The following is a 24986-nucleotide window of genomic DNA, read 5'->3' as shown; positions in this document are numbered from 1 at the left end:
CGTCACTCCGCGGCGGAGCGGTCGAGCAGGCTCTCCCGGGTGGCGGAGAGGATCTGGTCGGACAGGGCCTCATCCTCCACCGCCCGGGCCAGGATGAGAGCCCCGACGAGGCTGGACAGCAGGGCCAGCGCCCTATCCTCCGGCGGCGCCTTGCCATGGCCCGGCAGCAGCCTGGCCAGCCGGGCCACCCGGTCCCGCAGAGCCGTGGTGAAGACGCGGCGCAGTGCCGGCGCCTGGCGCGGCAGCTCGCAGCCGAGCGCAGCCATGGCGCAGCCCTGGCCGGGCCCGTCGCGATGCGATGCCGAGAGGTAGCGCTCGATCAGCTCGGCGATGGTCTGCCCGCCATCGCCCTCCGGCCGGCGCGTCAGGGCGCTGCGGGCGAGGGCATGTTCCAGCGCCTCCGCCGCCAGCCGCTCCTTCGAGCCGAACTGGCTGTAGAGGCTGCCATGGGTCAGCCCCGCCGCCTCGGTGAGCGCATCGACCCCCACCCCTGACAATCCCCGTTCGCGGAAAAGCCGGGCGGCCTCGGTGAGGATCCGGGCCCGGTTCTCCGCGGCCTTCTCCTTCGAAACCCGCACCTCATCCCTCCTTGGCACGATGCCGATTGCCGCTTGACAGGTTTAATGGCGTGCGCAACCTAAGTCAAACATGGCGGTCGTCATCAAAGTGCCGCCCCTTCGACGGAAGGCCTCGCAGCATGCGCATCCTCGTCCTCGGTGCCGGCGCCATCGGTGGCTACTACGGCTCTCACCTGGCCGGAGCGGGTGGCGAGGTGCAGTTCCTGGTGCGGGAGCGCTGCGCGGCGCAACTGGCGCGGGACGGGTTGGTGGTGGTGAGCCGCGGCGAGGAGAGCCGCCGCCCGGCCGCCACCCTTCTGGCCGGCGGGGTCGCCGCGCCTTTCGACCTCGTCCTGCTGACCTGCAAGGCTTACGACCTGGATGGCGCGATCGAGGCCATCGCCCCGGCGGTCGGGCCAGGGACGGTGGTGCTGCCGCTGCTCAACGGCCTCGCCCATTTCGATGCGCTCGATGCCCGCTTCGGTGCGGAGCGCGTGCTTGGCGGCGCCTGCTACATCGCCGCGAGCCTCGCCCCCGACGGCACGATCCGGCATTTCAGCCCGGGCGACCTCCTCATCCTCGGCGCTCGCACCGGCGGCACGCCGTGGCAGGTCGAGGCGCTGTCCGATCTGTTCGCCCGCACCACGGTCAATGCGCGGAGTTCAGGGGCGATCCTCCAGGAGCTCTGGGAGAAGTGGTGCATGCTGGCGGCCGGGGCGGCGCTGACCTGCCTCATGCGCGGCACGGTGGGCGAGATCATGGCGACCGAGGCAGGCGGGCGGATCGCCGAGGCGATGATGGCCGAATGCACGGCGGTCGCAGCCGCCGCCGGCCATGCGCCACGCCCCGCCTCGGCCGGGCAGACGCGGCGGCAGCTCACCGACCCTGCCTCGCGCTGGGCCGCCTCCATGATGCGCGACATCGAGCAGGGCGCGGCGCGGCTGGAGGCGGAGGCCATCCTTGGCGACCTCATCCATCGCGGCGCCGCCTACGGCCTCGCCCTGCCCCTGCTGAGCGCGGCGCATTGCCAGTTGCAGGTCCACGGTGCCCGCGCCGCTGCGACATCCTGACCTGTCGACCTCCACGGAGACATCCCATGGCTTCCTCCATCGCTGCCGGTACCGCCCTCGTCACCGGCGCCTCCTCCGGCATCGGCGCAGTCTATGCGGAGCGCCTGGCGAGACGCGGCCACGACCTCCTCCTCGTCGCCCGCAACGTGGGACGGCTGGAGGAGCTGGCGGGGCGGCTGGCGCAGGAGACCGGGCGTAAGGCCGAGACCCTGGCGGCCGACCTGCTGCAGCAGGCCGACCTACGACGCGTCGAGACGCGGCTGCGCGAGGATGCCGGCATCACCATGCTGGTGAACAATGCCGGCGTCGCCGTGGCCGGGCCGATGCTGGACGCCGATATCGACCGGCTGGAGGCCATGGTGCAGCTGAACGTCGTTGCCGCCATGCGCCTCGCGGGCGCCGCCACGACCGCTTTCAAGGCGCGCAACGCGGGGACCTTGATCAACATCGCCTCTGTCCTCGCCCTCGCGCCGGAGCGCTTCAACCCTGTCTACTCCGCCACCAAATCCTTCGTGCTGACCCTGTCGCAGGGGCTCGATGCCGAGCTGCGCGGCACCGGCGTGCGCGTGCAGGCCGTGCTGCCGGGTGCGACGCGCACCGCCATCTGGGAGCTCGCCGGGGTGGATGTCGCCAACCTGCCGCCGGAGATGGTCATGGAGGTGGAGGATATGGTGGGCGCCGCCCTTGCCGGCCTCGACCAGGGCGAGCTCGTCACCATCCCCTCGCTGCCCGATGCGGCGGATTGGGAGCGGGCCGATGCCGCCCGCCTCGCCCTCGGCCCCAACCTGTCGCGCAACCACCCGGCCGAGCGGTACCTGCGCGGCGAGTTGGCGCTGGAGGCGGGCGCATGAGCGCGCAGGACTGCCTGCTGCAGATCGGCTTGCCGAACTTCCTCACGCCGCTACCGCCTGCGACATCCTGCGCCAGAACGGCGCCGCGCTGCGCAAGGCGGATCACCTCGGCGGGCCCTGAAAGCCCGCTTTTCCCGTGCAGGACATCGCCATGCGCAACGCCGACATCCTCCTTTGCCATCCTGTCCGCACTGCGATCGGGGCCTATGGCGGCACGCTCAAGGGCGTGCCCGCCGCGGAGCTCGGCGCCACCGTGGTGCACGAGACTCTGGCGCGCGCCGGCCTCGCCCCCGAGGCGATCGGCAGCGTCATCCAGGCCGGCAAGCAGTGCTGCATGCCATGCGCCGGGACGGGCTGCGGCGCGGCATGGTGACGCTGTGCATCGGTGGCGGGCAGGGCATTGCCCTGGCGCTGGAAGCCGCCTGACGGCATCGCCTCACCGCTCCCAGGGCGGGATGGGGCCGAAGGCCTGCACCAGGTGCTCCGTCAGCACGCGGATGCGGGCCGGGGCTGCGATGCCGCCGGGGAAGACCAGCCAGATGCCGAGCTGCTCCGGCACGCCGAGCGTCGGTGGCAGCGCCACCAGCTCGCCGCGGCGCAGGTGCTCGCCGACATCCCAGGTCGAATGCAGGCCGATGCCGAGCCCGGCCAGGCAAGCCTCGCGCAAGGCCTCGTTGCTGTTGCTCAGCATGCGCGGCGTGGGGCGGATGCGCACGGCGGCATCCCGGCCGGTCGCCACCAGATCGAGCAGGGTGTCGGTCAGCAGCAGGTCCAGCCGCAGCCCCGGATGGGCGGCAAGGAGGCCGGACAGCATCGGGGCCAGCACCTTGCGGCCGAAGGTGGCGGGGGCGGTGAAGCGGAGCGTGCCGCTCAGCGCCCCGGTGCCGCCCGGCAGCGCCGCCTCGGCCTCCGCCGTCGCGGCCAGGATGCGCTCGACATGCGGCAGGAAGGCCTCGCCCTCCGCCGTGGGCCGCAGCCGCCGTGTCGTCCGGGCGAAGAGCGGGAGACCGAGCCTTCGCTCCAGCACCGCGAGGCGCCGGCTGGCCGCGGCCGGTGTCAGCCCCAGCGCCGCCCCCGCCGCGGAGAGGCTGCCCGCCCGGGCGATGCGTTGGATCAGGCGCAGGTCGAGCAGGTCGAAGAGTGGATTGCTGATCATGCATTGAAAGTGTTTCGCCAGAATGGGGGATTTTCAATCCTACCCGCTGACCGCATCTCTGCGGCAGAACCAGTCCCAACCCCAGGAGCCATCTCCATGAAAGCCGTTGCCTATACGCAAAGCCGGCCAATCACCGAGGCGGAGGCGCTGCAGGACGTCACCTTGCCTCAGCCCGCGGCCCCGACCGGGCGCGACCTGCTGGTCGAGGTACAGGCCGTCTCGGTGAATCCCGTCGACACCAAGGTGCGGATGCGCGCCGACCCCGGTGGTACGCCGAAGGTGCTGGGCTACGATGCCGCCGGCGTGGTGAGCGCGGTCGGGCCCGAGGTTCGGTTCTTCAAGCCGGGCGACACGGTCTTCTATGCCGGCGACATCACCCGGCCGGGGACGAATTCCGAGTTGCATCTGGTGGATGAGCGGATCGTCGGGCCGAAGCCTGTGCGCCTCTCCTTCGCCGAGGCGGCCGCCGTGCCGCTGACCGCCATCACCGCCTGGGAAGCGCTGTTCGACCGGCTGCGCATCCCGCAGGACACGGCGCCGCGGGAGGAGGCGGTGCTGATCATCGGCGGCGCTGGCGGCGTCGGCTCCATCGCGGTGCAGCTGGCGCGGCGGCTGACAGGGCTGCGCGTCATCGCCACGGCGAGCCGGCCGGAGACGATGGACTGGGTGCGCAGCATGGGCGCGCATGACGTCCTCGACCATGCCGGCGACCTGGTGGCCCAGGCCCGCGCGACGGACGTGCCGGTGCGCTATGTCTTCGTCACCACCCACACCGAGACGCACTGGGCCGCGATCTGCGAGATTGTCGCGCCGCAGGGCGCCGTCTGCCTGATCGACGACCCGGCCAACCCACCCGATATCCGCATGCTGAAGGGCAAGACGGCGTCGCTGCACTGGGAGTTCATGTTCGCCCGGCCGATGCACAAGACGCCCGACATGGAGGAGCAGCACCGGCTGCTCGCCGAAGTCAGCCGCATGCTGGATACCGGCGAGCTGCGCACCACCCTGGCCGAGCATTTCGGCGTCATCGACGCGGCCAATCTGCGGCGGGCGCATGCGGCGGTCGAATCCGGCAAGGCGCGCGGCAAGATCGTGCTGGAGGGCTGGACGAAGCCGGCCGCCTGAAGCTGGAGCGGCCCGTCAGTAGGGGGGCGCCTGGCGCTCCCGCTGCTGCCGGGCCGCATCGGCCCACCATTCGAGGTCCTGGGCGAAGCGTGGGAAGGCGCGGCCGAGTGCGGCGCCGCCATCACCCGTAGGCATTCCTGCCTCGTCCAGGGCGGTGGTGATGGGGCCGACCATCACCGTGCTCGAGATCACCACCATGCCCATCTCCGACAGGATGCCGTGCCATTGCAGGCCCGCCCGCGCCCCGGCCAGGCGGCCGGCCGAATAGCTGGCGATGGCAGCCGGTCGCCAGAACCACTCCTCCAGGAAGTGGTCGGTGAGGTTCTTCAGCCCGGGCTGCACGCCCCAATTGTACTCGCCGGTGACGAAGACGAAGCCATCCGCGCGGCGGATCTTGCCGGCCAGGGTTTCAAGGGCCTCGGGCGCCTGCCCGGCCGGGTATTCCTTGTACATCCGGTCGAGGATCGGCAGGCCGATCTCGCGTGCGTCGATCAGTTCCGCCGCGTCCCCACGGGCGGTGAAGCCGGCGGTCAGGTAGCGTGCAAGGCGGATTCCGGTGCGGTCCGACCGGTAGGAGCCGTAAAAGACAAGCAGCGATCGCGCCATGCACCCTCCCGCAGCTCCCGACTGGATCGGTGGAGCCGATGCGGCCGGAGCTTGGCATCGTCCCGGGGCCTTGGTATGGCCCCGGCCCATCACGATTGGTCGCTTCGTCGCTCGTCAGCCGATCTCGATCGCATCAACCCGGTCGGGGTAGAAGGCGAGGTGGCCCTGGATCGCCGCCATGGCCGGGTAGGGTGCCTCGTAGCTCCAGACCGCGTTCTCGGCGCGCTTGCCGCCGGCGGCGATGCTGTAATAGCTGGCATCGCCCTTATAGGGGCAATGGGTGCTGCGCGGCGTGGCCTCGAGCAGTGCCATCGCCGCATCCTCGCGCGGGATGTACTGCACGGCGGGGTAGCTGGCCTCCTTCAGGGTCAGTGCCCGCGTCGTTTCCGCCACCACCTGGCCGCCGAGGGTCACGCGCACGCGCCCTGGCGTGGGGGTGATGGTGATGGGGTGGTCGGGTCCCGGCAGCTTCATGGGTGACATCCTGGCAGAGGGGCTGGCTGCTCGGTATCGAGCGCCCGGCGCTGGCGCCCTGGAGGTGGCGGCCGTTTCGCAGGCCGGCAAGGGGCCGGGCCCCGTGCCGAGGTCTGCACACGCTGCCGGGACCGGAAAGCGCCTTCCGCAGTGGAGGCGCCCCGGCGTCCTTCGCCTCCTGGTATGCCCATCCTGCACGAGCGCGAGAGGCTGCCGGTCCATCGCCGCTCGGACGCAAACCGCAATGGTGCGCGCGCGTAGGGGCGAGGTCCATGTGATCCCGGAGACCTACAGCCATGCAGATCGGAACGCGCCTTGGTTCGTCGGGGCTTGTGGTGTTGCTGCTCGCCGGCCTGTCGGCCTGCTCGACACCCGCGGCACCCCCGCCCCCGCCGGAACCACCAGCGGCTGCTGGTCCGGCACAGCAGGGCGAGGCCTCCTATTACGGCCCGCAATTCGAGGGGCGCCGCACCGCCAGCGGCGAGCGTTTCGACCCGGCCTCCAACACCGCGGCGCATCGCAGCCTGCCGCTCGGGACCGTGGCGGAGGTGAAGAATCTGCGCACCGGCCGGGCCGAGCGCGTCGTGATCCGGGACCGTGGGCCCTATGTGCGCGGCCGGGTCATTGATGTCAGCCCGCGCACTGCGGAGCGCCTCGGCATGAAGCAGGATGGTACCGCGCCGGTCGAGGTCAAGCCGATTGCCGTACCGGCGAATGCCGGGGGCGGCGACGCGCAGGCCGCCGCCTCGACGCGGTAGCCGGCGGCATCCATCGGCAATGGCCTGGCCCTCGCCTCGCAGCGCGGGCCCGGCCTCAATCCGCGCGGGCCACGATGCCCCGGGTCGGGGCGACATAGCGGTTCCAGACCTCGGCGCATTCGCTGCCGCAGCGCTGGATCCATTTCGGCAGGACGGTGTCGCGCAGCAGCGCATCCCGTCGCCGCTGGTCACGCACCGAATCATCCAGCACGACCATCCGGCCCGGCGTGCCATCGGTGCAGCTGGGAAGGCCAGCATTGCAGGCGAAGCCATTCTCCGTCTGCTGCTGGGCCACCTGCCAGATTCGGCTCTCGAGCTTCTGCAGGCCGGCTTGCAGCTGCGACCGTATCTCGGGCGGCAAGGCCCGCCAGGCGGCCATGTTGGCACCGAAGAAGGAGATGCCCCAGCTGATGGCCTGACGCGACACCGTGGAGGTCACCGCCTGCAGGCCGATGGAATTGCCTGACATGCTCCCGGTAATGGCGCATTCCACCACCCGGTCATTGATCGCCTTGACGATCCCGCTGAAGGAGATGACGACGGGGATTGCCCCGAGAGCCTGCATCAACTCGCTTTGGCCGACGGATGAGGTGCGGATGCGCCGCCCTGACAGGTCGTCGAGGCTGGTGAAGGGGTCGCGGCAGAACATCACCTGGGCAGGGTAGGTGTAGACCGCGAGAAGCTGCACATTGTAGCGGTCGCGCAGGAGTTCCTCGAGGCGTGGGCGCAGCAGCGTCACCGACTGCTGCAGCACGTTGATATTGGGGTTGAGCGCCGGCAGGTCCATCGCGCCCATCTCGGGCTCGTCGCCCGCGGCCACGGCGAGGGTCAAGGTGCCGAAGGGCACCACGCCAAGCCGCATGAAGGACAGCATCTCGGTGCCGCGGATGCCGCTCTGGTCGAATGGCGCGATCTCGGCGCGGACCCGCCCTTCAGTCAGGCGCGGCACCTCCTCCGTCCAGAACGGCGCCTCGTACTGGGTGTACTGGATGACGCCGCCGAGGCCGCCGGCGATCCGCAAATGGATGGGGCTGGTTTCCTCCGCCGACGCCGGGTTCAGCGCCAGGGGAAGCAGCAGTGCGGCGGCGATGGTGAGATTGCGCCGCGCCATGGCCATCCAGGATTCAATGCGATACCGGACGATATGATGTGACATGATAACCCTGGTCACCTGCCGGGCGCTGGCAGCCCAAGCCTTAACGTATCGATGACATCATGTCAGTTCATAAGCCATTACCCAAGCCCTCATCATTCCGTGTTGTGCAAGGATTGCGCCCTCTCCGGGCCGATCCCGGCATTTCATTTCGGATCGGACAAGGGTCGTTAGTAATTCGGTAGATAGTTGCAACAAGATTGAGGCACTGTTTTCAGGCGACGCCAATACGGAGACGCTGCCGATGCGGCCGCCCTCCGGCCCGCGACACCAGCGTTGGCGGACGATAAGCGACCGCGAAATGGGTTGAAACCGGCGCCGAATCTGGCCGGGGCTTCCGGCCTCAGCCTCGTGCCTCCCCGGTTCCGGCTCGCGATGGCGAGATGGGAATGATCCGCCGGGCCTGCAGCGTGGCGAAGAGGTCGAAGAAGGCATCATCCGTCGCCTGGTAGTCGAGGAAGCCGAGGCGCCGGCTCTTGCTCATATCCGTCACCACCTCGATTGGGCGGCCGAGATCGGCATCGGTGTGCCAGGCGGAGGTGAGCTGGCCGAGATTCGGTTCCGCCAGCCCATGCCGCTGCGCGATCTCCGCCCAGAGCGGTGCGGCATCGGCCAATTGCTGCTCCAGCGGCATCGGCGCATCCGCATAGGGTACCGGCTGAACCCCGAACCAGGCAGCCAGGCGGCCCCACATCCAGCTCCAGCGGAAGACGTCCCCATTCACCACGTTGAAGGCCTGGTCGCGCGCCGCTTCCGTGGTCGCGGCCCATCCGAGATGGCGTGCCAGGAGCCGCGCATCGGTCATATCGGTCAGCCCGTTCCACTGCATGGCGGAGCCAGGAAAGCGGAAGGGGCGGCCGGTTTCGCGGCAAATGGTGGCGAAGGCGGCCAGGGTGACGCCCATGTTCATCGCATTGCCGATGGCGTAGCCGATGATGGTGTGAGGGCGATGCACGCTCCAGCCGAAGCCATCGCGTGCGGCGGCGGTGAAGACCTCATCCTCCTGGGCGTAGTAGAAATTCTCGATGTCGAGGCGCGGCTGGTCCTCCCGGAAGGGCGTGGCAGGCAGCCGGCCCTGGCCATAAGCCTCGAAGGGACCGAGATAGTGTTTCAGGCCGGTCACCAGTGCGACATGCCGCACCGTGCCCGCGGGGCGGAGCGCCTCCATCAGGTTGCGCACCATGGCGGCATTGACCCGGATGTTCTCCGCCTCCGTCGGCTGGCGCATCCAGGTGGTGATGAAGACATGGCTCGGGCGGAGCCCGTCGAGGGCCACGCGCAGCCCCGCCGGGTCCAGCAGGTCGGCTGCGATCGGCTGGACGCCCTCGGCATCCCGTGGCGGACGGCGGGCCAGGCCGCTGACCTGCCAGCCCTGGCCGACCAGGTGCCCGGCCAGGTTGTTGCCGACAATTCCGCTGACCCCGACTACCAGTGCAGATCGCATCACTCATCCTGTCCGCTGCTTGCGTTGCCGGCATCTGTGCCGCCGGCTGGCCCTGAACGCCGCAACAGAGCAGGACGATCCCTCCGCCGCCAGAACCGGCACACAGTGCGGAGAGTGCACTCGTTCACCAAACTCGGATCCATCGTCGGGAAAGCAGGTTACCCTGGATCACGCCCATGGACGGCCAGAGCCATGCCCACCCTGCATGCGGCCCTATCGCGCCGCGCGATTATCTGGCCAGAGCACGGGCTGCAAGCAGAGGCTTCAGCGCCTCAAGAATGACGAGAACGCCAAAGGCCCCGGCTACGGCAAGGGCGAGATCATCGACGTGCAACGGCCCAAACCGGAACAGCATTGCAAGCCTCGGGACCGCCAGGACGCCTCCCAGGATTGCGCTCGCCGCGAGCAGGACCGCCACCAGCGTCGCGTTCGGCCGCCTGAGGGCAGCCAGCGGCGAGGCAGAGAAGGTTCGGTTCACCAGAGTGAGCGCGACGGCCGTAAGCACCAGCGCCGTGAAAACCAGGGACCGCAGCTCGTCCTCCGGAATGCCACGCCAGAGCCCCAGGAAGTAGGCTCCCGCCGGGGCCACCAACCCGACCAGGCCTTGAAGCAATCCCCAGGTTGCAAGCGGGAGGGGCAGCAACGGACTCGCCGGATCGCGGGGCGGCCGCCGCATGACATCGGGCTCCTCCGGCTCGGCCTCGAAGGCGAGCGAGCATACGGGATCGATCACCATTTCGAGGAACGCGATATGCACCGGCCCTAGCAGCGGCGGCAACCCGAGGGCGAGGGGCAAGAAGGCGAGCCCGGCGATGGGCAGATGCATGGCGAGCACAAAGCACATCGCCTTGCGCAGGTTGTCGAAGATGCGGCGCCCCATCCGCATCGTCCGGACGATGGAACCGAAGTCGTCATCCAGGAGTACCACCGCCGCGGCCTCGCGGGCGACGTCGGTGCCACGACCGCCCATCGCCACCCCGATATGGGCGGCCTTCAGGGCCGGGGCATCGTTGACCCCATCCCCGGTCATGGCCACGATCTGGCCATCGGCCTTCAGTGCCTCGACGATATGCAGCTTCTGCTCGGGCAGGATACGGGCGAAGATCGCGGCCTTGCGGACCTGGGCTCGGAACGCGGTTTGGTCCAGGCCCGCCAACTCGGCGCCCGTGACCACCGGCGCGTCCGGTAGTCCGGCTTCACGGGCGATCGCCGCCGCGGTAGCTGGGTGGTCCCCGGTGACCATCGCCACGCGGATCCCGGCCCCGCGGCACTCGCGCACGGCGTCCGGTACCGACGGGCGCAGCGGGTCGGCCAAGCCAACCAGACCGGCGAAGCCCAGCGATGGGATGTCGCCGAGATCGTCAGGGAGGCCGCCGGACAGAAGGCGCGCCTCGGCCAGCCCGAGAACGCGGAGCCCTCCGGCGGCCATCTCGCTGGCCATCGCAAGCGCCGCTGCGGCTTCGACCGAGGGCAAGCGACAGAGACGGACGACGGCCTCGGGTGCCCCCTTCACCGCCAGCAGGGCGGTGGCTTCCGCCTCCTGCTGCCAGACGCGCCCCATGGCGGGCTGTCCGTCCCGCAGCGGGTACTCATGCGCAACACGGCCAGGGCGGGCGTACCCGGCCCCAAGGTTTGCGGCCTGGTCGAGGAGTGCGCGCTCCATGGGGTCGAAGGCTTCGTCCCGGCTCGCCCGCGCCGCCAGGTTGGCCAGGACCGCCGCCCAGTCCGGGAGTGTCCCGCCTCCTGCCGCCATGCGGTGCGACTGGCCCATCGGATCCCGCAATTCCACAACTGCCATGCGGTTCTGGGTGAGGGTGCCGGTCTTGTCGGTGCACAACACGGTCGCAGCACCGAGCCCCTCGATCGCCGCAGCCCGGCGGGTGAGCACCCCCGCCCGTGCGATCCGCCGGGCGCCCATGACCGTGAATACGGTCAGCACCAGCGGGAACTCCTCAGGCAGCATGGACATCGCCAGCGCGATCCCGCCCAGGGCGGCGCGTGCCCAATCCCCGAGCGCAAGGCCGTAGAGCAGCGTGGCGAGCAGGCTGACCCCGATCCCGAGCGTGGCGAAGACCCGCACCAGTCGCGTTGTCTCCGCCCGCAGCCGCGGCGGCTCCCGCTCGATATGGCCCAGCGCGCTGCCGATCCGGCCCAGCTCCGTCGCAACGCCGGTCGCGGTGACGCGGGCAAGCCCCTGGCCCCTGACCAGCAGCGTGCCCGAGAACACGACAGGCAGGTCGTCCCCGCCCGGGCGCAGCATTCCGGTGGCTGCGCCGTCGCTCGCGGATGAGGACCTCTTCCGGACCGGGATGGACTCCCCGGTCAGCATGGATTCATCCACCTCGAGCGCCTCGGCCTCCACCAGCACCGCGTCGGCCGGGACCCGGTCCCCCTCGGAGAGCACGAGCAGGTCGCCGCGGACGACCTCGCGGCTCGGGATCCTGCGCCGCGCTCCGTCCCGGATGACGAGGGCCCGCGGGCTCGACAGCTGCTTCAGGGCTTCCAGCGCGCGCTCGGTCCGCGCTTCCTGGACCACAGCGATCACCACGGAGACCGAGGCGAAGGCGAACAGCAGGGCCGCTTCCGCCGGGTCACCGAAAGCCAGGTAGAGGAGCCCGGCACCGATCAGCAGCGCAAACATCGGTTCCAGGACGACATCGAGAATCACGCGCAGCACGGAGCGACGGCCGGACTGGGGCAACTCGTTCGGGCCATCGCGCCGGAGCTGCTCGGCGGCCTCCCCTTCGCTCAACCCTTCGAGGTCCACCCTCGCAGGGAGGGAAAGGTCGAGCAGTTGCTCCATGTCATCCTCCGGTCGCGTAGCCCAAGGTGTTCAGCATACGGTACCGCCACCCGCATTGCGCTCGGTCAAACGGGGAGCGTCCGCCGGAGGCTATCCCCGGCTGCATCCATCGTGGCCTTCAAACCAAGCTGGTCCCCGGGCCGCGCTGGCCCGGCCTGCAATCAGTGGCTCAACAGGCAACAAACCGGGGAGCGGTCCAGCAGCTCGTAGGTGACGCCACCAAGCACCCATTCGAGCAGGCGGGCATGGCCATATCCCCCTGCGACGATCAGATCGGCGCCCAACCGCCCCGCCGCACCCAGCAGGAGGTCTGCAACCCGCTGTCCCGCCCGCATCTCAACCTCGGCCGACGCCGCGATGCCGTGCCGCGACAGCATGGCGGCGACATCATCGACGTGGCGCTGTGCCTGCTCGCGCTCGCGCTCGCAGACGGCGAGAACCGAGACGCGCTCCGCGGTTGCAAGGAAGGGCAGGGCGTCCGTGACGGCGCGCCGCGCCTCGCGCGTTTCCTTCCAGGCCACCAGGACGGTCTTCGCCTCGAACGTGGACACCCCGGGCGGCGTGACCAGGATCGCACGCCCGGCGCGCATCAGCACGTCACCTGGGGCGGCAGACTGATGCCCTTCGGCCTCTCCACCACGGCCGAGCACGAGCAGGTCTGCGGCCCGGCATTCCCGCACCAAGGCCTCGCCGGGGTACTCGTCGAAGGCTCGCCATTCGGAGGGTACCCCGGCATCCCTTGCGACCGCCTCGAACCGCTCCGCCGATGCGCGCAGCATCGCCTTGATACGATCCACCTCGGCATTGACGATCGAGACCATGGCTGCGGTTTCACCGAAGGGGCCCGTCACGGGTGGGCGTGCCGTGCAGGCCCCTAGCCCCACCAGGCGGGCACCGAAGCGGCCCGCGAGTTCCGCGGCCAGCTTGATCCGCGCTTCGGCCGCGTCATCCAGCCCCGCATCGACCATGAGCGTTTTGATGCTGTTCGCCATCGCCTGCACCTCCCTTCCAAGGGGTCAGTGCCATGAGCATAGCAGGATCGCCGCAAAAAACGGCCAATGGTACGCACCGGAGGCAAGCGGCCGGGTTTCCATAAGCAGGGCCCGGAGTGGCGACGCTTGGCGGTGGCGTGAGTTGCTCCGTGCCGGCATGGCTTTGCGCCAGATCAATGCTTTCCTGCCTGTATTGGACGTAACCTGCACTCCATGCAGTAGGGCAGCGGGAGCGCCATGAAGGGCCGATCTGAAGATGCCGGTTTCCGCCATGACTTTCATGCTCGCCAGCGGCAGGTGCAATCTGGCATCGTCTTGCCACCTGGCAGACCTCTGGATAGCCGCTACCGGCTCTTCTGTCAGCCTGCGACAGCGCGCTTTGGGGCGCTGGCATCTGGCCAGCGGCGACCTCGTTTGCGCGGGCTCCTGGCGGCCGGAGTTTGTGGGTTGGCATGAGTGCGGTCCGGCGCTGCCGGCTGAACGACATCGTCGAGGCCTTCGACCTGTTCGGCCGCCCGCGCGAAATCGTAGAGGAAGGGGCGATCACGCCTCGATTGGCGTGCTCGTCGGCAGGACGTCTGCATGACAACGACGACACAGCCTGTGTTGTCAGCGCAAACGAAGGAGAGCGACCCATGCGGGCCAAGGATCTGATGTCGAGAGAGGTGGTGACCGTGTCGCCAGAGACACCCGTCGCCGCGCTGGCTCGGTTGCTCGCCGATCGCGGAATCTCGGCGGTGCCGGTGGTGGAGCCGGACGGGACGGCCGCCGGCATCGTCACCGAGGCGGATCTGGTCAGGCGCATAACCGGGACAGAGGAGCGTCCACGCGGCTGGTTGAGTGGCCTCTTCGGCAGTGCGCCTGCGGACGCGGCCCGCTACGCGAAGGCCCATGGCGCGAAGGCGCGCGACGTGATGACCGTCGACCTCGTATCAGTGGATGAGGAGGCCACGGCAGAGGAGATCGCCCGGCTGATGGAGGAGCGGCGCATCAAGCGGGTGCTCGTGCTGCACGATGGCAGGCTGTCCGGCATCGTCTCCCGGGCCGATCTGCTCGAGGCGGTGTTCGCGCCCCCCGAGACGGAAGCGATCGGCGCTGATGATGCCAGGATCCGCCGTGCCGTGCAGGCCGCCCTCCGCGAGGAGAGCTGGGCCAAGCCCTATTTCCTCTGGCCAACGGTGGAGAAAGGCGTGGTGACGATCCACGGCTTCTGCGGCTCACCTGACGTGCACCGCGCATTGCGGGTTCTGGCGGAGGGGATTCCGGGCGTGCGCAGTGCCGAGATGAAGGTGGAGACGCCGCCGCCCTCCCTGTTCGGGGCTGGATGACTGCATCAACCATCGCGATACGCGGGTTGCGTTCTGATTCGTTGATCGCCCGACCGAAGTGGGTCGGGAGTTGGATTCACAAGAAGTTGGAGGGAGGCCGCCATGAAGGCCAAGGACCTGATGTCCACCACGCTCAGGATCGTACCACCGGAAATGCCGGTGCTCGCCGTTGCCGAGTTGCTGTCATCGCACGGCATCTCGGCCGTGCCGGTGGTCGATGGCAGCGGAACGCCCCTTGGCATCGTCACCGAGGGCGACCTGATCCGCCGTCTTGCGGACGAAGAGCCGGGCCCGCTTCGCTGGTTCCTGGGCCAATACCAAGACGCGGGCCGGCTGGCCAAGCGCTTCCTCAAGGCCCACGGCGCCACGGCACGCGATGTGATGACCGCCGAACTCGTGACGGTGGAGGAGGACACCCCGGCCGAGGAGATCGCCCGCCTCATGGAGGAGCGCAGGATCAAGCGGGTGCCGGTCCTGCGCGACGATAAGATTGTTGGAATCGTAAGCCGATCGGACCTGTTGCGGGCGATCCTGCGCCCACAGGGCCAGGAGCAGTCCGCCACCAACGCCGACGACAGCGCCATCCTGCGCGCCGTCCTCGCAGTCATGCGCAAGCAGCCCTGGGTGGATACGTTCTGGACCTATCCGAGTGTCCATGATGGTGTCGTGACGTTCTATGGCTATGCCCGCAACGATTCCGTGCGCAATGGCCTTCGGGTCATGGCTCAAGAGATCCCGGGTGTGACGAAGGTGGAAGACCAGTTGGAGCCAATGCCACTTATCTTGCGCGCGACATTGTAGGACCCGTCCGAAAGTGGCTACGGGTTTTGATGAGCGATGCGGCGGAACAGGAGGGCACCCATGCTGAGGTGGATCATGACCTCCGACACGTCCAAACGCATTTCGTAGTCGCGCACCACCTCCAGCGTGGGCACCGTCAACCTGCCTGTGGGTTGGCGGGCTGGAACTCGGTCCGGCAGACGTCCGGGATGAGTTGGCCCGCTGCCAAGCGTCTTTATGCCGGATACCGCTTGGGCGCGGCCCTTATCGGCGGGTGCTGGCGCAGGCGAGGGCCTCGACGGTCGCGACCAGCTGCTCCAGGTCGAAGGGCTTCTGCACGACCGGAACGGCGCCGTGCCCGCCCACGTCGTAATTCGCGCCGTAGCCAGTGGCGAACAGGAACGGCACGTTGAGCGCGGCCAGCTGGTCGGCCACTGGCGCCACATGCTGCCCATCCAGGTTGATGTCGAGCACCGCGGCGCTGATCCCGCCAGCGGTCGCCGCGGTCTCGACCAGCCGCAGCGCATCATCGACGGAGATGGCGGGGCCGACCACCTCCGCGCCTGCGTCACGCAGTTCGTCCTCGATCAGCATGGACACGAGCGCCTCATCCTCGACCACGAGGACGCGTTTGCCGGTGAGCCTGGCCACGTGATTGGGGGATGCGTCCATAGGCATCGGCGCCGCTCCTTGGGCGATGCTCCCGCTGGCCGGTGGAAGGAGGAGGCACGACCGCGCCCGGGAACACCGGCATCCGAGACCGCCGCGGCGTGGCTGTCGGTCCGATTTTGGACGCTGGGGGCGGCAAGGGCGGCTTAGCCCGGAGGCGGCCCGCCATCGGTCCCGAGCAGGCGGGCGAATTCCCACCGGACCACATGATAGCACTCGCAGGACGCCGCTTCGAGACCGAGGCGGTCGGTGACGTCCATCCGGCCGCGGGAGTAGCGGACCAGCCCGGCCCGCTGGAGCGCCCCGGCCGCCACCGTCACGCCAGGGCGGCGCACGCCAAGCATCATGGAGATGAACTCGTGGGTTATGGGGAATTCGTCGGCCCCGGCGCGGTCATGGGCGATCAGCAACCAGCGGGCCAGGCGCTGTTCGATGGCGTGGCGGGCGTTGCACGCCGCCGTCATCGTCACCTGCGCCTGGAAAAACAGGGCGTAGCGGTACAGCAGCGCCCGCAGCACCGCGCTCTCCTCCATGGCGGCGCGGAACGGCGCGGCACCGATCCGCAGCGCCTCGCCCTCCATCTGGCCCTGATCTCGACCAGGGAGTGGTTGTCGCCGAAGACGAGGGGCAGGCCGAGCAGCCCCTCCGGGCCGACCACGCCGACCTCGACCTGCTCGCCGCCTTCGAGCGTGGCGAGCAGCGACACCATGCCGCTCTCGACGAACAGCACGGCGTCCACCACGCTCTCCGCCGGGTAGAGGGTATGGTCGAAGGGGAGTTCGACGGGCCGCAAGCCGTGCCGTAGCCGGGCCAGGTCCTCCTGCGGCAGCGCCGCGAGCAAGCCGTTGCGGATGGCAGAAGGCTGATGCTCGTGGGTTACCATAAGGGCGGCTCCTCGCACGGGGTGCCGCGGGAGCGCTCTCATCTCTCTGGCACCCACAGCCAGAAACTGCGCGGGCGATGGAGGCCATATGGGCCTGCGCTGGGGGTCCGCAACTGCGGGTTAAATCGCCCCGAGCATTGCCGCGGGGCTGAGCAGCACCAGCATGGCGAACTCACGCCGCGGGTTGGCTGGCCACCTGCCGTGGCGTCGGCTCGTTCATGGGAGGAATGGTGCGCTTCTCCGGTGAGGAGACGAACCGGATCTTCGACGAACTGGCGCACTGGGAGCAAATTCTAAAAGACACATCGCTGGCGGGGCCACCGCCGCCTTCCCTGTGAGTGGGGGCGGCCATGTCCCTGAGCGAGCATTTCAGCGCCACCAACTTCAACCCTGGCACAACGGGACCAAAGAAGCGGCCTGCGCCGTTTAGCCTGCGTCTGTCCCCGGACGAACGCGCCCGCTTGGCTGTTGAGGCCGCGGGCGCTCCGCTCAGCACCTATATCAAGGCAAAGGTCCTGGGGGATGCGCCGCCGCTGCGGCTGCGCCGGTCCGGCCTGGCAGTCGAGGACCGCCAGGCGCTGGCAAAGGCGCTTGCCCTGCTGGGCCGGTCGCGCCTGTCCAGCAACCTCAACCAGCTCGCGCACCTGGCGAACGTGGGCGCGCTGCCGGTCACGCCGGAAACTGAGGCAGAGCTAACCGAAGCGCTCGCCGAGATCCGCGAGATCCGCCGCCTGGTCATGGTGGCCCTCGGCCTCAAGCCGGGAGGGTCGCCATGATCCTCAAAGCTTCCCAGCGCGGCGGCGGGCAGGACCTGGCCGTCCACCTGATGCGCACCGACGACAACGAACATGTCCGGCTGCACGAGCTGCGCGGCTTCGCCTCGGACGATCTGCGGGATGCGTTCAAGGAAGCGGACGCGATCAGTCGCGGCACGAAGTGCCGCCAATACCTGTTCTCCTTGTCCCTGAGCCCGCCTGAGCAAGAGCGCGTTCCAGTCGAGGTGTTCGAGCAGGCTATCGAGCGGATCGAGACCAGGCTCGGCCTGGAAGGCCAGCCGCGCGCGGTCGTCTTCCATGAGAAGGAAGGCCGCCGTCATGCGCATTGCGTGTGGTCGCGCATCGACGCGGATACGATGACCGCCAAGCAGATGAGCTTCTTCAAGAAGAAGCTCATCGACGTATCGCGCGACCTCTACCTCGAACATGGCTGGAAGATGCCGCGCGGGATCGCGGATTCCATAAACCGCGATCCGACCAACTTCAGCCTGGCCGAATGGCAGCAGGCCAAGCGGCAAGGCGTCGATCCGCGTTGGATCAAGCAGACGCTGCAAGAGTGCTGGGCCGCCTCGGACAACGCCCGCGCCTTCGGGCAGTCGTTGCAGGAGCGCGGCTTCTTCCTCGCCAAGGGCGACAAGCGCAGCTTTGTCGTCCTGGATCATACGGGCGAGGTTCACTCGCTGCCGCGCGCGCTCGGCCTCAAAACAAAGGAGGTCGCGGCGCGGCTGGGCGATGGCGCGGACCTGGCAGGCGTCGAGGCCACGCAGAAAAAGATTGGCGAGCGGCTGAGCCCGGCCATGCGCCGCCACGTGGCCGAAGCGCGGGAGCGCTTCGAGGGGCGCTCCGCCGCGCTCGGCAAGCAGAAGGAAGAGATGACGCGCCAGCACCGCATGGCGCGGGAAAGGCTCGACCAGCGCCAGAAACAGGAATGGCAGGCGGAGGCGCGCCAGCGCGCGGACCGGCTGCCCAAAGGCATTCGCGGCCTGTGGCAGCGCATAACCGGCAAATACCAGGAGCTGCGCGCGCAAGCTGAATTAGAAGCGCAGCGCAGCCGCAACCGGCAAGCCCAGGAGCGGCAAAAACTCATCGAGCAACAGCTTGAACAGCGCGGGCACCTGCAAGCGCAGTTCAAGGCGCTGCGCAAAAACCAGGCGCAGCAGCTCCTCGAATTGCGCCGCGACGTTGGCCGCTATCTCAAGTTCACGCGCGGGCAAAGTAGCGAGATCAGCCAGAAGCGCGAGCGGTCCATCGGACTCAGACTGGAACGGTAAATCTTCTTCCATAGGAGACGATTATCATGTCACAGCAGAACAACAGCAACTCAGAAGCGGGGATGGCCTTTGCGCTGATCGGCACAATGGCAGTCTTCTTTATCGCTATTATATTCGCCATAGGGGCCTTTGTGTCCTTCTGCTTTACCATCCTATGCATCTTCGCCTGGCATGACGGCCTGACGCTCGGCAAACTCACGATCACACGGGAGGAGGCGCGGGCTTTTGTCTGGCGCGGACTGCTGGGAGCCTTCCTGCTGCCGATGTTCGCCCTGTTCTGCGCGGTCCTTTTCGATACGCCGATCCGGGATGACTTCTGGATATACATCCTTATCGCCGGATATGCGGGAGGGTCGGTCGGCGTCGGAATGCTCCTGCATTCCGACGAGCAGCAGGCCGCGAGCGCCATGGAGGTGATGCCTCCGCAAATGATCGCCCCACCGCCGCCGATCCAACGGCCTCAGGCGCAGCCGCAGGAAAGGCCGTTCCGCTTCGCAAGCTGGGATGACGAGGAGGAGCGGCAATGAGCCTCGGCCGCATCGTCGAAATCTACCAGTTCTTCTGGATGTTCGAATCCCATGCGCAACAGCGCATGGCCTGGGAGGATGCGGCGCAGGCGCGCATCGCCCGCGCAAGGGCGGAGGCTCAGGCCGCCGCCCAGCTCCGCGCCATGTTGCAGGCGAATCCTAGCGGCTCGCTGGGGGATGCCAGGCTCAACGACCTGACCAATCTTGAACGGTCGGGGCTGCTATGAGCGTCCCGGCGATTGGCCGTCCCGCGCTTCGGCGCGGGATCGAGCTTGGATTTCAGGGGGGCCGCGCGCTCGTCTACGACGGGACGGAGCCGGTGGCAATTGATGCGCAGGCGGGCAAGGGCAAGCTCACCCGGTTCCTCGGCGTCAACATGGTCTCGCCCCGGACCGCGCACCTATGCAAAATCATCACGGACGTGAAGGATGCCGAACTTGCCTGGGTGTCCTGGAAGACACTGGAGCGGCAGGGCTACAAGGTCCGCTTTATCAACACGGGCGGCATCCACGGCTATCGAACTGAGACCTATAACTTCAACACGCGGCTGCTCGAAGTGGCGGCGCGGCCAGAGCTTCACGGCATTGTCGGCGAGGCCGCCTATGACGCGGCGAGCTACCTGGTGCCGGTTGACCCGAACCCGGTGCACCGCTGGATAGGCCAAGGTGTGCGGACTTTCTTCGCCCTCTATAACAAGATCTCGGCGCTTCATCCGTCCAAGCGCTGGCCCTGCACGCCGGGCGGCCTCTGGGACTTCTTCGGACGCGGCGCGGATGAGATCGCCGACGATCTGCTGGTGTGGGCCAGCGACGGGCGCATGGACGAGGATTCCGGCATGTGCCGGATGATTGCCAGCCTTACCGCCTCACCTGACCAATGGAACGCCTATCGCTCGGTCATCATGGAGAGGCTGCAGGGCTTCCAGCCTGGCGCGGCGGGACGGACGGCGACGGACTGCAACTCGTTCGACCCGGCGGACATGAAGCATGAGCGCACAGCGCTGTTCATCATCGGCTCGGCGCGGAGCGACACCAGCCGGACCTTCGTGGGCGCGATGACGGCGGCGGTCATCGAGCGCTTTGCGGACGCACATGGCCCATTGCGGGCGCTCGTGGTGGGAGAGGAATGGGGGCAGCTCTATGTCTCAAACTTCCATGAAATCCTGACCCTCTACCGGCAAGGCGGGATCAACTTCCTCGGGGTGTTCCAGAATGCCGCCGCGCAGATTGAGACGCGGTATGGGCGGGAGACGGCCCGGATCTGGAAGAAGGCCGTGGCCCATACGCTCTACCGGGGACTGCCGGATAGCGACACGCTGCGGGAGATCGAGCACCGGTCCGGCAAGACCAGCGTCATGGTTCGCGGGTTCAACCACAACAACAATCAGGTGAACGGGTCGGGCGACAACCTGTCGGAGCAAGCGCGCCCGGTGCTTCAGGTTGAGGATATCCGCGAGGCGACGGGCGGTGAGCTAGGCCTCCTGGAATCCCGCGACTGGGGGTTCTTCACGGTCGAGATGCCGAACTTCTGGGAGCGGCCTGAGCTGAGCGGCTACCTGCGCGATGTGCGGGAGAAGCCGGATCGTTATGCCTGGCTGGACGGCCAGCGGGGCGCGGAGCGGACGCTACCTAACGCTGGCGAGCATGCTGCCTTTCTCTCGCCTCCTCACCGGGCCACGCTGCCCCGGTGACGCTCTTGGATTGAGGTTCAACGCAGTTGAATAGGCGCTTTCGGTTAAAGCGGGTGTGCAGGCGGAGGAGCGCCTTCGTAAGAACCGAAAGTGGGGAACATTGCTCGAAGCTCTGTGCGAAAGGCGTTCGAAGCAGCCTGCGGGCGACCCTAGGATAGCTTACCGAGCGTTTATTTTTCAGCAGGAATAGATCACGGGCTCATGCGAAGTTTAATAGCATCTAGGAGGGAGGTTGCCGATTTGGCAAAACCATCGCTTAGCTTTGGGCAATCGTCACCCGCTAGTCGCTCCTGAAAAAACCTTCTGATTTGTGCCTTGCTCGGTGAACTTGAGATTCCCAACGATTTACGAATGCCATCTAGGGCATCCTCATCTATTAAATCTTCAATTTGAACAAGGCCATCCAGAAGGGTATTTATAGTTACAACTCGATCAAGGGGTATCCCGAAATCGAGGGCGTAACGCAGACGTTCCGTTTTCCCTTGTTTATCTGCATCCAGAATGAAAAGAAAATTCAGGTTCCATCCGACGTGCATCGCCGCCAGGGCTCCGAATGTACCAGCTCCCAAACCTGGCATGATAGGAAGATCATCCCGCCTCAGCATCTTCATAGCGTATCGAAGAATGTAATAATCAGATTTACCCTCAACTACAATCGAGGCCCGTTTTATATCAAATCTAGACGGAACGACCTCAAGTCTATCTAAAATTGGCTGAAAATAACTTGTTTGGCCAGGGTGTCTATCAACAAATGATCTATAGCTTGTTACCTGTATATCTAATGATTCGTCATCAAGGGAAACAGCATCCAAAACAGAGGAAGGCGGTGTATCAGAACGATTAGTAACAATAAAGGTTTGTTCAAGCCATTTTGGCTCGATCATATAATGGCTATGAGTTGTATAAATCAAAGCGTGATTTTTTTGGGCAATTTGCGGAAAACAATCTACTAGCTTTTGTTGAGCTGCAGCATGCAAGTTTGAAGCGGGTTCGTCAAAAAGAAACAATAGCGGACGTGAGTTAGATCTCGCTACACGAAATTGGGTAAACAACATGAAGGCGAAAAACCAGCGAAAACCCAAAGACCTATCGTTGACATTAAAACGCCTTGTGCCATCACGTATCACGAAACTAATAAAAATATCATGCTCAGTTGTTTTCGATATAACACCACTTTTGTCTTTAGTTTCGCCCTCACTTATGTCAAAGGTTATAACTACTTCCTTTCCATGGGTGTCTTCGCCGAAGATTTTATTCCATCTCCCAAAGACAACTTTACTAACTGTTGAGCTAGCACGATCTATCACGTGTTGGATTTTGGGTGCGTCGTCTTTCTTACTCCAAAGACCAAAAAATTGGAGCCATGGAACATTAAGTGTTTCGTTTCGAACTCGTCTAGTAATGTCTTTTTCAATCGTGAAGCCCTTGCCGTCATAATCAAGAATGTCTTGAAATACGCTTCTGTAAAACCTGCTCAACTCTCCTCGTTTGAGGTCGGTTAAATAGATTTTGTCGGGAAATTCGAATACAAAAGTAGGAAAATAACAAATGTCCGGTGTAAGCTGATAAACTACATTTCTGATCCTCGCGCTTTCTTCAACGGTCGGCTCGCGCCACTTTCGCTGTGACGCTGTCTTTATTTGTAGTGAGGCGCGCAACGTAAAATAGCTCTTAACGAAATCGCCGTCCTCGAAGCGTTGCTGCCTCTCAAACGTTAGTTCAGATGGAAGGTCTTTCGTGTTTACGGTTATTTTCTCATCGTCAAAAAGCAATTGAGCAATCTTGCTTTTATCCTCGTCTGTGAGGATTAGGGTCGCGCTTACCGAAACGTCGCCTGAAAAGCTTGACAGCTGGTGTCTGGGAACACGCTCGCTGAATGGCACACCTGTTTCTTCATCCCCTCCTAGTAGTTCGCTAGTTGCTTTATCTGGCGAGAAACTGTGAATAGCCTCCAGCACCGTTGTTTTGCCGCTTTCATTGAGCCCAACGAATGCAAATACATTGGCACCGGTAAGACTTTCCAGGCTGACAGTCGTATCCTTTATGCCTTTGAAATTCCTGATTCTAAAGCTTTTGTACTTCAATTGTGCAGTTCCTTTTATATGTTCCTGTCGATCGCTTGTCTTAGTACCTGACTAGTGACGTCGCACAGAAGCGAGCGGTTGATAAGTTCACCACCGTGGATGATAAACTGATCCTAGGGAAGAACTCGACTCTATAAGCAAAATTTATTCATCACTTATCGCACACAATGGGATGGCTGTCTTTAAATGAACCGAAGCTGCGACGATTTTGCATTGGTTCGGTCCTGAGTTGGCATACTTATGTTTGATGGAGGCCAAGGGGAGAGTATATTTCTACGGCATGGTCAGGCGGCAGAAGCGCTGGTGAAATCAGAATCGCCCACAGCTGGCCATAGGCGTCTGGTACATGGCGCGGATCGGTCCAAGGCCGGTTAGATGGTAAACGAGGGGTGTACAGACGCCATCTGACGCCGACGACAATTCGTTCCTCACCTCACGGGATTGGCTCACGCCGTCCCACTGACAAGTACGAAATGAGGTTCAACGCAGTTGAACCTCTGCCCTTCGGCGAGAACGGGGGTGCAAGCGGAGGAGCGCCTTCGCGGGGACCCGGCTGCAGGGAGCGAAGCGACCGAAGCTGGGCGGAAGGCGCTTCGAAGCGCGCCGGGGGCGGAGCCCTAAGTACTTCCGTATGGGAAAGCTCCGTGCGCATGGGCACCGCTATAAGATTAGCTTCGATGTAGATAAAACTAGGCAATTCCGACGACGATGCATTTAAAACTTGTCTGCCAACCCTCTTCGCTATCACTGTTATTGCGGTTCTTCTTTTTTTGTTCGTGTAGACAGTATTCGGGCTTTCCACGTTGAAACCAAGAAAGTAGCCATTGTACCAGAGAGATTTACAGTAAGCTCTGCATGGCGTGGTAAAGGGCGTGCGCGCCTTGGGCCGGGACTGTGTGCATCGCCCAGCTTATTTCGCAATGCTCCGATTGAAGTTACTACGCTTTGGCAATTTCCCAGTATGCTCTTAAATATTTCCTCAGTGTGATTGTCTGGAGCAAGATTTAAATGCTTTGCAAGTTTACGATAAAGGACGGGCAGATCGTCGCTATCTTTCCAAGTTTTATCTTCAACCTCGGTTAAAATCCATTTGCAAACGTCCTCTAGCAATGTCCTCGCTAGCGTTATAGCGCCGGGCGGATCGCTTGTTCGACGTTCGAGTGCAGATAACCATCGCACATGAACATCATCGGGGCTAAATTGGACTAATGTTGCAGAGATACCTTCATCCGCCGGAGAGCCTTGTAATATCCGCTTAACTTCATATCTCGGACTTCCAGATATGCGAGTTATCTCCTTAAGAGCATACCCATCATGTTTCAAGTGTGCATTAATTGCGGGCACAAGTTCCTCTTGCCTTTGTTGCGTTTGGGCAAGCGGATCTACGACTGCGCCTAGAAAGCGAAAAAACTGGCTTCGGGACATGTTCGGCAATCCAGTTGCCTTCAGTAGGTCGCCGTTGTCCCAATCGTAGTTTCTGATGGTGTGCTGAATGACCGCTTCTTCTAACGAGCGGTTATGTTGTTCATCATCTGTCACGCAGCGCATACTTGCTATAGGCCAGAGCTGACGCAAAAAATCTATTTCGTCCACTTCTGTTACAAGCGGTTCTTGATTAAACAAATTCAGAATGCGCTTGCGAGTAAGATCAGTAAGTTCTGGTCCATTCAGCTCGCCGATTTTGGCGACAATCTCTGAGAGGGAAAAGTTAGGTTCCTCAGTTAGGTATTCTTCTGCAGCCAATAAAATACGCTGGGTGGCAATGCCAGCAAGGCGGGATTTAGCGTACTTGTACTTACTTCGGTACGCCTCTTCCTCAGTACCTTCAGCGAGTCCAAGTCGGGCACACAAGCTTGGTACTTCGTACGCCTTCGCATCCGATATAGCCGAAGCGAGTTGATCGCGTAGCTCTCTAATTAGTCCAGGCGGCACTTTAGCGTTCATCAGAAAAATACACCTTTAGCCACGTCGACTGCCAGATCAAGTGGA

25 protein-coding genes are annotated in these 24986 nt (G+C 64.9%); 13 read left to right on the top strand and 12 right to left on the bottom strand.

Annotation, left to right across the window (positions count from 1 at the left end; translation table 11 throughout):
• Positions 1 to 2 precede the first annotated feature (2 nt).
• On the bottom strand, positions 3 to 578 hold the full coding sequence (locus tag BLR02_RS12775) for a TetR/AcrR family transcriptional regulator (protein WP_090563781.1): 576 nt from the start codon (positions 576 to 578) through the stop codon (positions 3 to 5).
• A gap of 119 nt (positions 579 to 697) precedes the next feature.
• Between BLR02_RS12775 and BLR02_RS12770 the strand changes: the two genes are divergently transcribed.
• From BLR02_RS12770 to BLR02_RS12760, 3 genes are all read left to right on the top strand, one after another.
• The gene (locus BLR02_RS12770; protein ID WP_090663459.1) at positions 698 to 1627 is read left to right on the top strand and encodes a 2-dehydropantoate 2-reductase; all 930 of its coding nucleotides are present in this window, start codon (positions 698 to 700) and stop codon (positions 1625 to 1627) included.
• A gap of 26 nt (positions 1628 to 1653) precedes the next feature.
• A complete protein-coding gene (locus tag BLR02_RS12765; protein WP_090663458.1) occupies positions 1654 to 2478 on the top strand; it encodes an SDR family NAD(P)-dependent oxidoreductase in 825 nt (274 codons plus the stop codon).
• Positions 2479 to 2629: 151 nt separating this feature from the next.
• Positions 2630 to 2851, top strand: coding sequence for a thiolase family protein (locus tag BLR02_RS12760; protein WP_143018123.1), 222 nt, complete (start codon positions 2630 to 2632; stop codon positions 2849 to 2851).
• 63 nt (positions 2852 to 2914) lie between these two features.
• On the opposite strand, the gene BLR02_RS12755 is transcribed toward BLR02_RS12760, so the two are convergent.
• Positions 2915 to 3634, bottom strand: a complete 720-nt coding sequence (locus BLR02_RS12755; protein ID WP_090663457.1) for a LysR family transcriptional regulator — start codon at positions 3632 to 3634, stop codon at positions 2915 to 2917.
• A gap of 96 nt (positions 3635 to 3730) precedes the next feature.
• On the opposite strand from BLR02_RS12755, the gene BLR02_RS12750 reads away from it, so the two are divergent.
• Positions 3731 to 4759, top strand: a complete 1029-nt coding sequence (locus tag BLR02_RS12750) for a zinc-binding alcohol dehydrogenase family protein (protein WP_090663456.1) — start codon at positions 3731 to 3733, stop codon at positions 4757 to 4759.
• A gap of 15 nt (positions 4760 to 4774) precedes the next feature.
• Here BLR02_RS12750 and BLR02_RS12745 read toward each other — a convergent pair whose 3' ends face one another.
• Both BLR02_RS12745 and BLR02_RS12740 read right to left on the bottom strand, forming a co-directional pair.
• Positions 4775 to 5365: an NADPH-dependent FMN reductase gene (locus tag BLR02_RS12745; RefSeq protein ID WP_090663455.1), complete on the bottom strand. Its 591-nt coding sequence runs from the start codon at positions 5363 to 5365 to the stop codon at positions 4775 to 4777.
• 114 nt (positions 5366 to 5479) lie between these two features.
• Positions 5480 to 5839: a DUF427 domain-containing protein gene (locus BLR02_RS12740; RefSeq protein ID WP_090663454.1), complete on the bottom strand. Its 360-nt coding sequence runs from the start codon at positions 5837 to 5839 to the stop codon at positions 5480 to 5482.
• Positions 5840 to 6135: 296 nt separating this feature from the next.
• Here BLR02_RS12740 and BLR02_RS12735 point away from each other — a divergent pair, with 296 nt between their 5' ends.
• On the top strand, positions 6136 to 6597 hold the full coding sequence (locus BLR02_RS12735; protein WP_090563796.1) for a septal ring lytic transglycosylase RlpA family protein: 462 nt from the start codon (positions 6136 to 6138) through the stop codon (positions 6595 to 6597).
• Between the two features lie 55 nt (positions 6598 to 6652).
• Here the strand turns inward: BLR02_RS12735 and BLR02_RS12730 are convergent, their stop codons facing one another.
• The 4 genes from BLR02_RS12730 to BLR02_RS12715 form a co-directional block, all read right to left on the bottom strand.
• The gene (locus BLR02_RS12730; protein WP_176849547.1) at positions 6653 to 7708 is read right to left on the bottom strand and encodes a TRAP transporter substrate-binding protein; all 1056 of its coding nucleotides are present in this window, start codon (positions 7706 to 7708) and stop codon (positions 6653 to 6655) included.
• 385 nt (positions 7709 to 8093) lie between these two features.
• On the bottom strand, positions 8094 to 9197 hold the full coding sequence (locus BLR02_RS12725; protein WP_090663452.1) for an SDR family oxidoreductase: 1104 nt from the start codon (positions 9195 to 9197) through the stop codon (positions 8094 to 8096).
• A 226-nt stretch (positions 9198 to 9423) separates the two neighbouring features.
• Positions 9424 to 11997, bottom strand: a complete 2574-nt coding sequence (locus tag BLR02_RS12720; protein WP_090663451.1) for a cation-translocating P-type ATPase — start codon at positions 11995 to 11997, stop codon at positions 9424 to 9426.
• Positions 11998 to 12158: 161 nt separating this feature from the next.
• Positions 12159 to 12989 carry a universal stress protein gene (locus BLR02_RS12715; RefSeq protein ID WP_090663450.1) on the bottom strand — a complete coding sequence of 277 codons (831 nt, stop codon included), beginning with the start codon at positions 12987 to 12989 and terminating at the stop codon, positions 12159 to 12161.
• Between the two features lie 452 nt (positions 12990 to 13441).
• On the opposite strand from BLR02_RS12715, the gene BLR02_RS12710 reads away from it, so the two are divergent.
• Together BLR02_RS12710 and BLR02_RS12705 are read left to right on the top strand one after the other, a co-directional pair.
• Positions 13442 to 14317, top strand: a complete 876-nt coding sequence (locus BLR02_RS12710; RefSeq protein WP_245704760.1) for a CBS domain-containing protein — start codon at positions 13442 to 13444, stop codon at positions 14315 to 14317.
• 102 nt (positions 14318 to 14419) lie between these two features.
• Positions 14420 to 15118 carry a CBS domain-containing protein gene (locus BLR02_RS12705; RefSeq protein ID WP_090663449.1) on the top strand — a complete coding sequence of 233 codons (699 nt, stop codon included), beginning with the start codon at positions 14420 to 14422 and terminating at the stop codon, positions 15116 to 15118.
• Between the two features lie 243 nt (positions 15119 to 15361).
• Here BLR02_RS12705 and BLR02_RS12700 read toward each other — a convergent pair whose 3' ends face one another.
• Together BLR02_RS12700 and BLR02_RS30410 are read right to left on the bottom strand one after the other, a co-directional pair.
• Positions 15362 to 15769, bottom strand: a complete 408-nt coding sequence (locus tag BLR02_RS12700) for a response regulator (protein ID WP_090663448.1) — start codon at positions 15767 to 15769, stop codon at positions 15362 to 15364.
• Positions 15770 to 15912: 143 nt separating this feature from the next.
• Positions 15913 to 16347, bottom strand: a complete 435-nt coding sequence (locus BLR02_RS30410; protein WP_245704759.1) for a Crp/Fnr family transcriptional regulator — start codon at positions 16345 to 16347, stop codon at positions 15913 to 15915.
• Between the two features lie 23 nt (positions 16348 to 16370).
• Between BLR02_RS30410 and BLR02_RS30405 the strand changes: the two genes are divergently transcribed.
• The 6 genes from BLR02_RS30405 (at position 16371) to BLR02_RS12670 (ending at position 20913) form a co-directional block, all read left to right on the top strand.
• Positions 16371 to 16571 (top strand): hypothetical protein, encoded by a 201-nt coding sequence (locus BLR02_RS30405; RefSeq protein WP_245704758.1) that lies wholly within the window; start codon positions 16371 to 16373, stop codon positions 16569 to 16571.
• 428 nt (positions 16572 to 16999) lie between these two features.
• The gene (locus tag BLR02_RS12690; protein ID WP_090663447.1) at positions 17000 to 17425 is read left to right on the top strand and encodes a MobC domain-containing protein; all 426 of its coding nucleotides are present in this window, start codon (positions 17000 to 17002) and stop codon (positions 17423 to 17425) included.
• Complete coding sequence (locus BLR02_RS12685; protein ID WP_090663446.1) at positions 17422 to 18696, top strand: relaxase/mobilization nuclease domain-containing protein; 1275 nt, start codon at positions 17422 to 17424, stop codon at positions 18694 to 18696. Before BLR02_RS12690 ends, BLR02_RS12685 begins: the two co-directional genes overlap by 4 nt.
• 26 nt (positions 18697 to 18722) lie before the next feature.
• Positions 18723 to 19223 (top strand): hypothetical protein, encoded by a 501-nt coding sequence (locus BLR02_RS12680; protein ID WP_090663445.1) that lies wholly within the window; start codon positions 18723 to 18725, stop codon positions 19221 to 19223.
• Complete coding sequence (locus tag BLR02_RS12675; RefSeq protein ID WP_090663444.1) at positions 19220 to 19450, top strand: hypothetical protein; 231 nt, start codon at positions 19220 to 19222, stop codon at positions 19448 to 19450. The genes BLR02_RS12680 and BLR02_RS12675 overlap by 4 nt, the downstream gene beginning before the upstream one ends.
• Entirely contained in the window at positions 19447 to 20913 is a 1467-nt protein-coding gene (locus BLR02_RS12670; protein ID WP_090663443.1) for a type IV secretory system conjugative DNA transfer family protein, read from the top strand. Before BLR02_RS12675 ends, BLR02_RS12670 begins: the two co-directional genes overlap by 4 nt.
• 191 nt (positions 20914 to 21104) lie before the next feature.
• Here the strand turns inward: BLR02_RS12670 and BLR02_RS12665 are convergent, their stop codons facing one another.
• A complete protein-coding gene (locus BLR02_RS12665; protein ID WP_176849546.1) occupies positions 21105 to 22997 on the bottom strand; it encodes an AAA family ATPase in 1893 nt (630 codons plus the stop codon).
• A gap of 750 nt (positions 22998 to 23747) precedes the next feature.
• A complete protein-coding gene (locus BLR02_RS12660; RefSeq protein ID WP_090663501.1) occupies positions 23748 to 24941 on the bottom strand; it encodes an abortive infection family protein in 1194 nt (397 codons plus the stop codon).
• Between the last annotated feature and the right edge of the window lie 45 nt (positions 24942 to 24986).

The sequence above is a fragment of the Belnapia rosea genome (assembly GCF_900101615.1).
Taxonomy (GTDB): Bacteria; Pseudomonadota; Alphaproteobacteria; order Acetobacterales; family Acetobacteraceae; genus Belnapia; species Belnapia rosea.
This window is presented reverse-complemented; position numbering and strand designations above follow the sequence as displayed.

Bases quoted from the DNA above. Each gene is read 5' to 3' on its own strand.
- BLR02_RS12710 (WP_245704760.1), top strand. From the start codon at position 13,442: ATGAGTGCGGTCCGGCGCTGCCGGCTGAACGACATCGTCGAGGCCTTC.
- BLR02_RS12765 (WP_090663458.1), top strand. From the start codon at position 1,654: ATGGCTTCCTCCATCGCTGCCGGTACCGCCCTCGTCACCGGCGCCTCC.
- BLR02_RS12670 (WP_090663443.1), top strand. From the start codon at position 19,447: ATGAGCGTCCCGGCGATTGGCCGTCCCGCGCTTCGGCGCGGGATCGAG.
- BLR02_RS12690 (WP_090663447.1), top strand. From the start codon at position 17,000: ATGTCCCTGAGCGAGCATTTCAGCGCCACCAACTTCAACCCTGGCACA.
- BLR02_RS12660 (WP_090663501.1), bottom strand. From the start codon at position 24,941: ATGAACGCTAAAGTGCCGCCTGGACTAATTAGAGAGCTACGCGATCAA.
- BLR02_RS12685 (WP_090663446.1), top strand. From the start codon at position 17,422: ATGATCCTCAAAGCTTCCCAGCGCGGCGGCGGGCAGGACCTGGCCGTC.
- BLR02_RS12715 (WP_090663450.1), bottom strand. From the start codon at position 12,989: ATGGCGAACAGCATCAAAACGCTCATGGTCGATGCGGGGCTGGATGAC.
- BLR02_RS12735 (WP_090563796.1), top strand. From the start codon at position 6,136: ATGCAGATCGGAACGCGCCTTGGTTCGTCGGGGCTTGTGGTGTTGCTG.
- BLR02_RS12705 (WP_090663449.1), top strand. From the start codon at position 14,420: ATGAAGGCCAAGGACCTGATGTCCACCACGCTCAGGATCGTACCACCG.
- BLR02_RS12750 (WP_090663456.1), top strand. From the start codon at position 3,731: ATGAAAGCCGTTGCCTATACGCAAAGCCGGCCAATCACCGAGGCGGAG.
- BLR02_RS12700 (WP_090663448.1), bottom strand. From the start codon at position 15,769: ATGGACGCATCCCCCAATCACGTGGCCAGGCTCACCGGCAAACGCGTC.
- BLR02_RS12745 (WP_090663455.1), bottom strand. From the start codon at position 5,365: ATGGCGCGATCGCTGCTTGTCTTTTACGGCTCCTACCGGTCGGACCGC.
- BLR02_RS12740 (WP_090663454.1), bottom strand. From the start codon at position 5,839: ATGAAGCTGCCGGGACCCGACCACCCCATCACCATCACCCCCACGCCA.
- BLR02_RS12730 (WP_176849547.1), bottom strand. From the start codon at position 7,708: ATGGCGCGGCGCAATCTCACCATCGCCGCCGCACTGCTGCTTCCCCTG.
- BLR02_RS12760 (WP_143018123.1), top strand. From the start codon at position 2,630: ATGCGCAACGCCGACATCCTCCTTTGCCATCCTGTCCGCACTGCGATC.
- BLR02_RS12680 (WP_090663445.1), top strand. From the start codon at position 18,723: ATGTCACAGCAGAACAACAGCAACTCAGAAGCGGGGATGGCCTTTGCG.
- BLR02_RS12755 (WP_090663457.1), bottom strand. From the start codon at position 3,634: ATGATCAGCAATCCACTCTTCGACCTGCTCGACCTGCGCCTGATCCAA.
- BLR02_RS30410 (WP_245704759.1), bottom strand. From the start codon at position 16,347: ATGGAGGGCGAGGCGCTGCGGATCGGTGCCGCGCCGTTCCGCGCCGCC.
- BLR02_RS12770 (WP_090663459.1), top strand. From the start codon at position 698: ATGCGCATCCTCGTCCTCGGTGCCGGCGCCATCGGTGGCTACTACGGC.
- BLR02_RS12720 (WP_090663451.1), bottom strand. From the start codon at position 11,997: ATGGAGCAACTGCTCGACCTTTCCCTCCCTGCGAGGGTGGACCTCGAA.
- BLR02_RS12675 (WP_090663444.1), top strand. From the start codon at position 19,220: ATGAGCCTCGGCCGCATCGTCGAAATCTACCAGTTCTTCTGGATGTTC.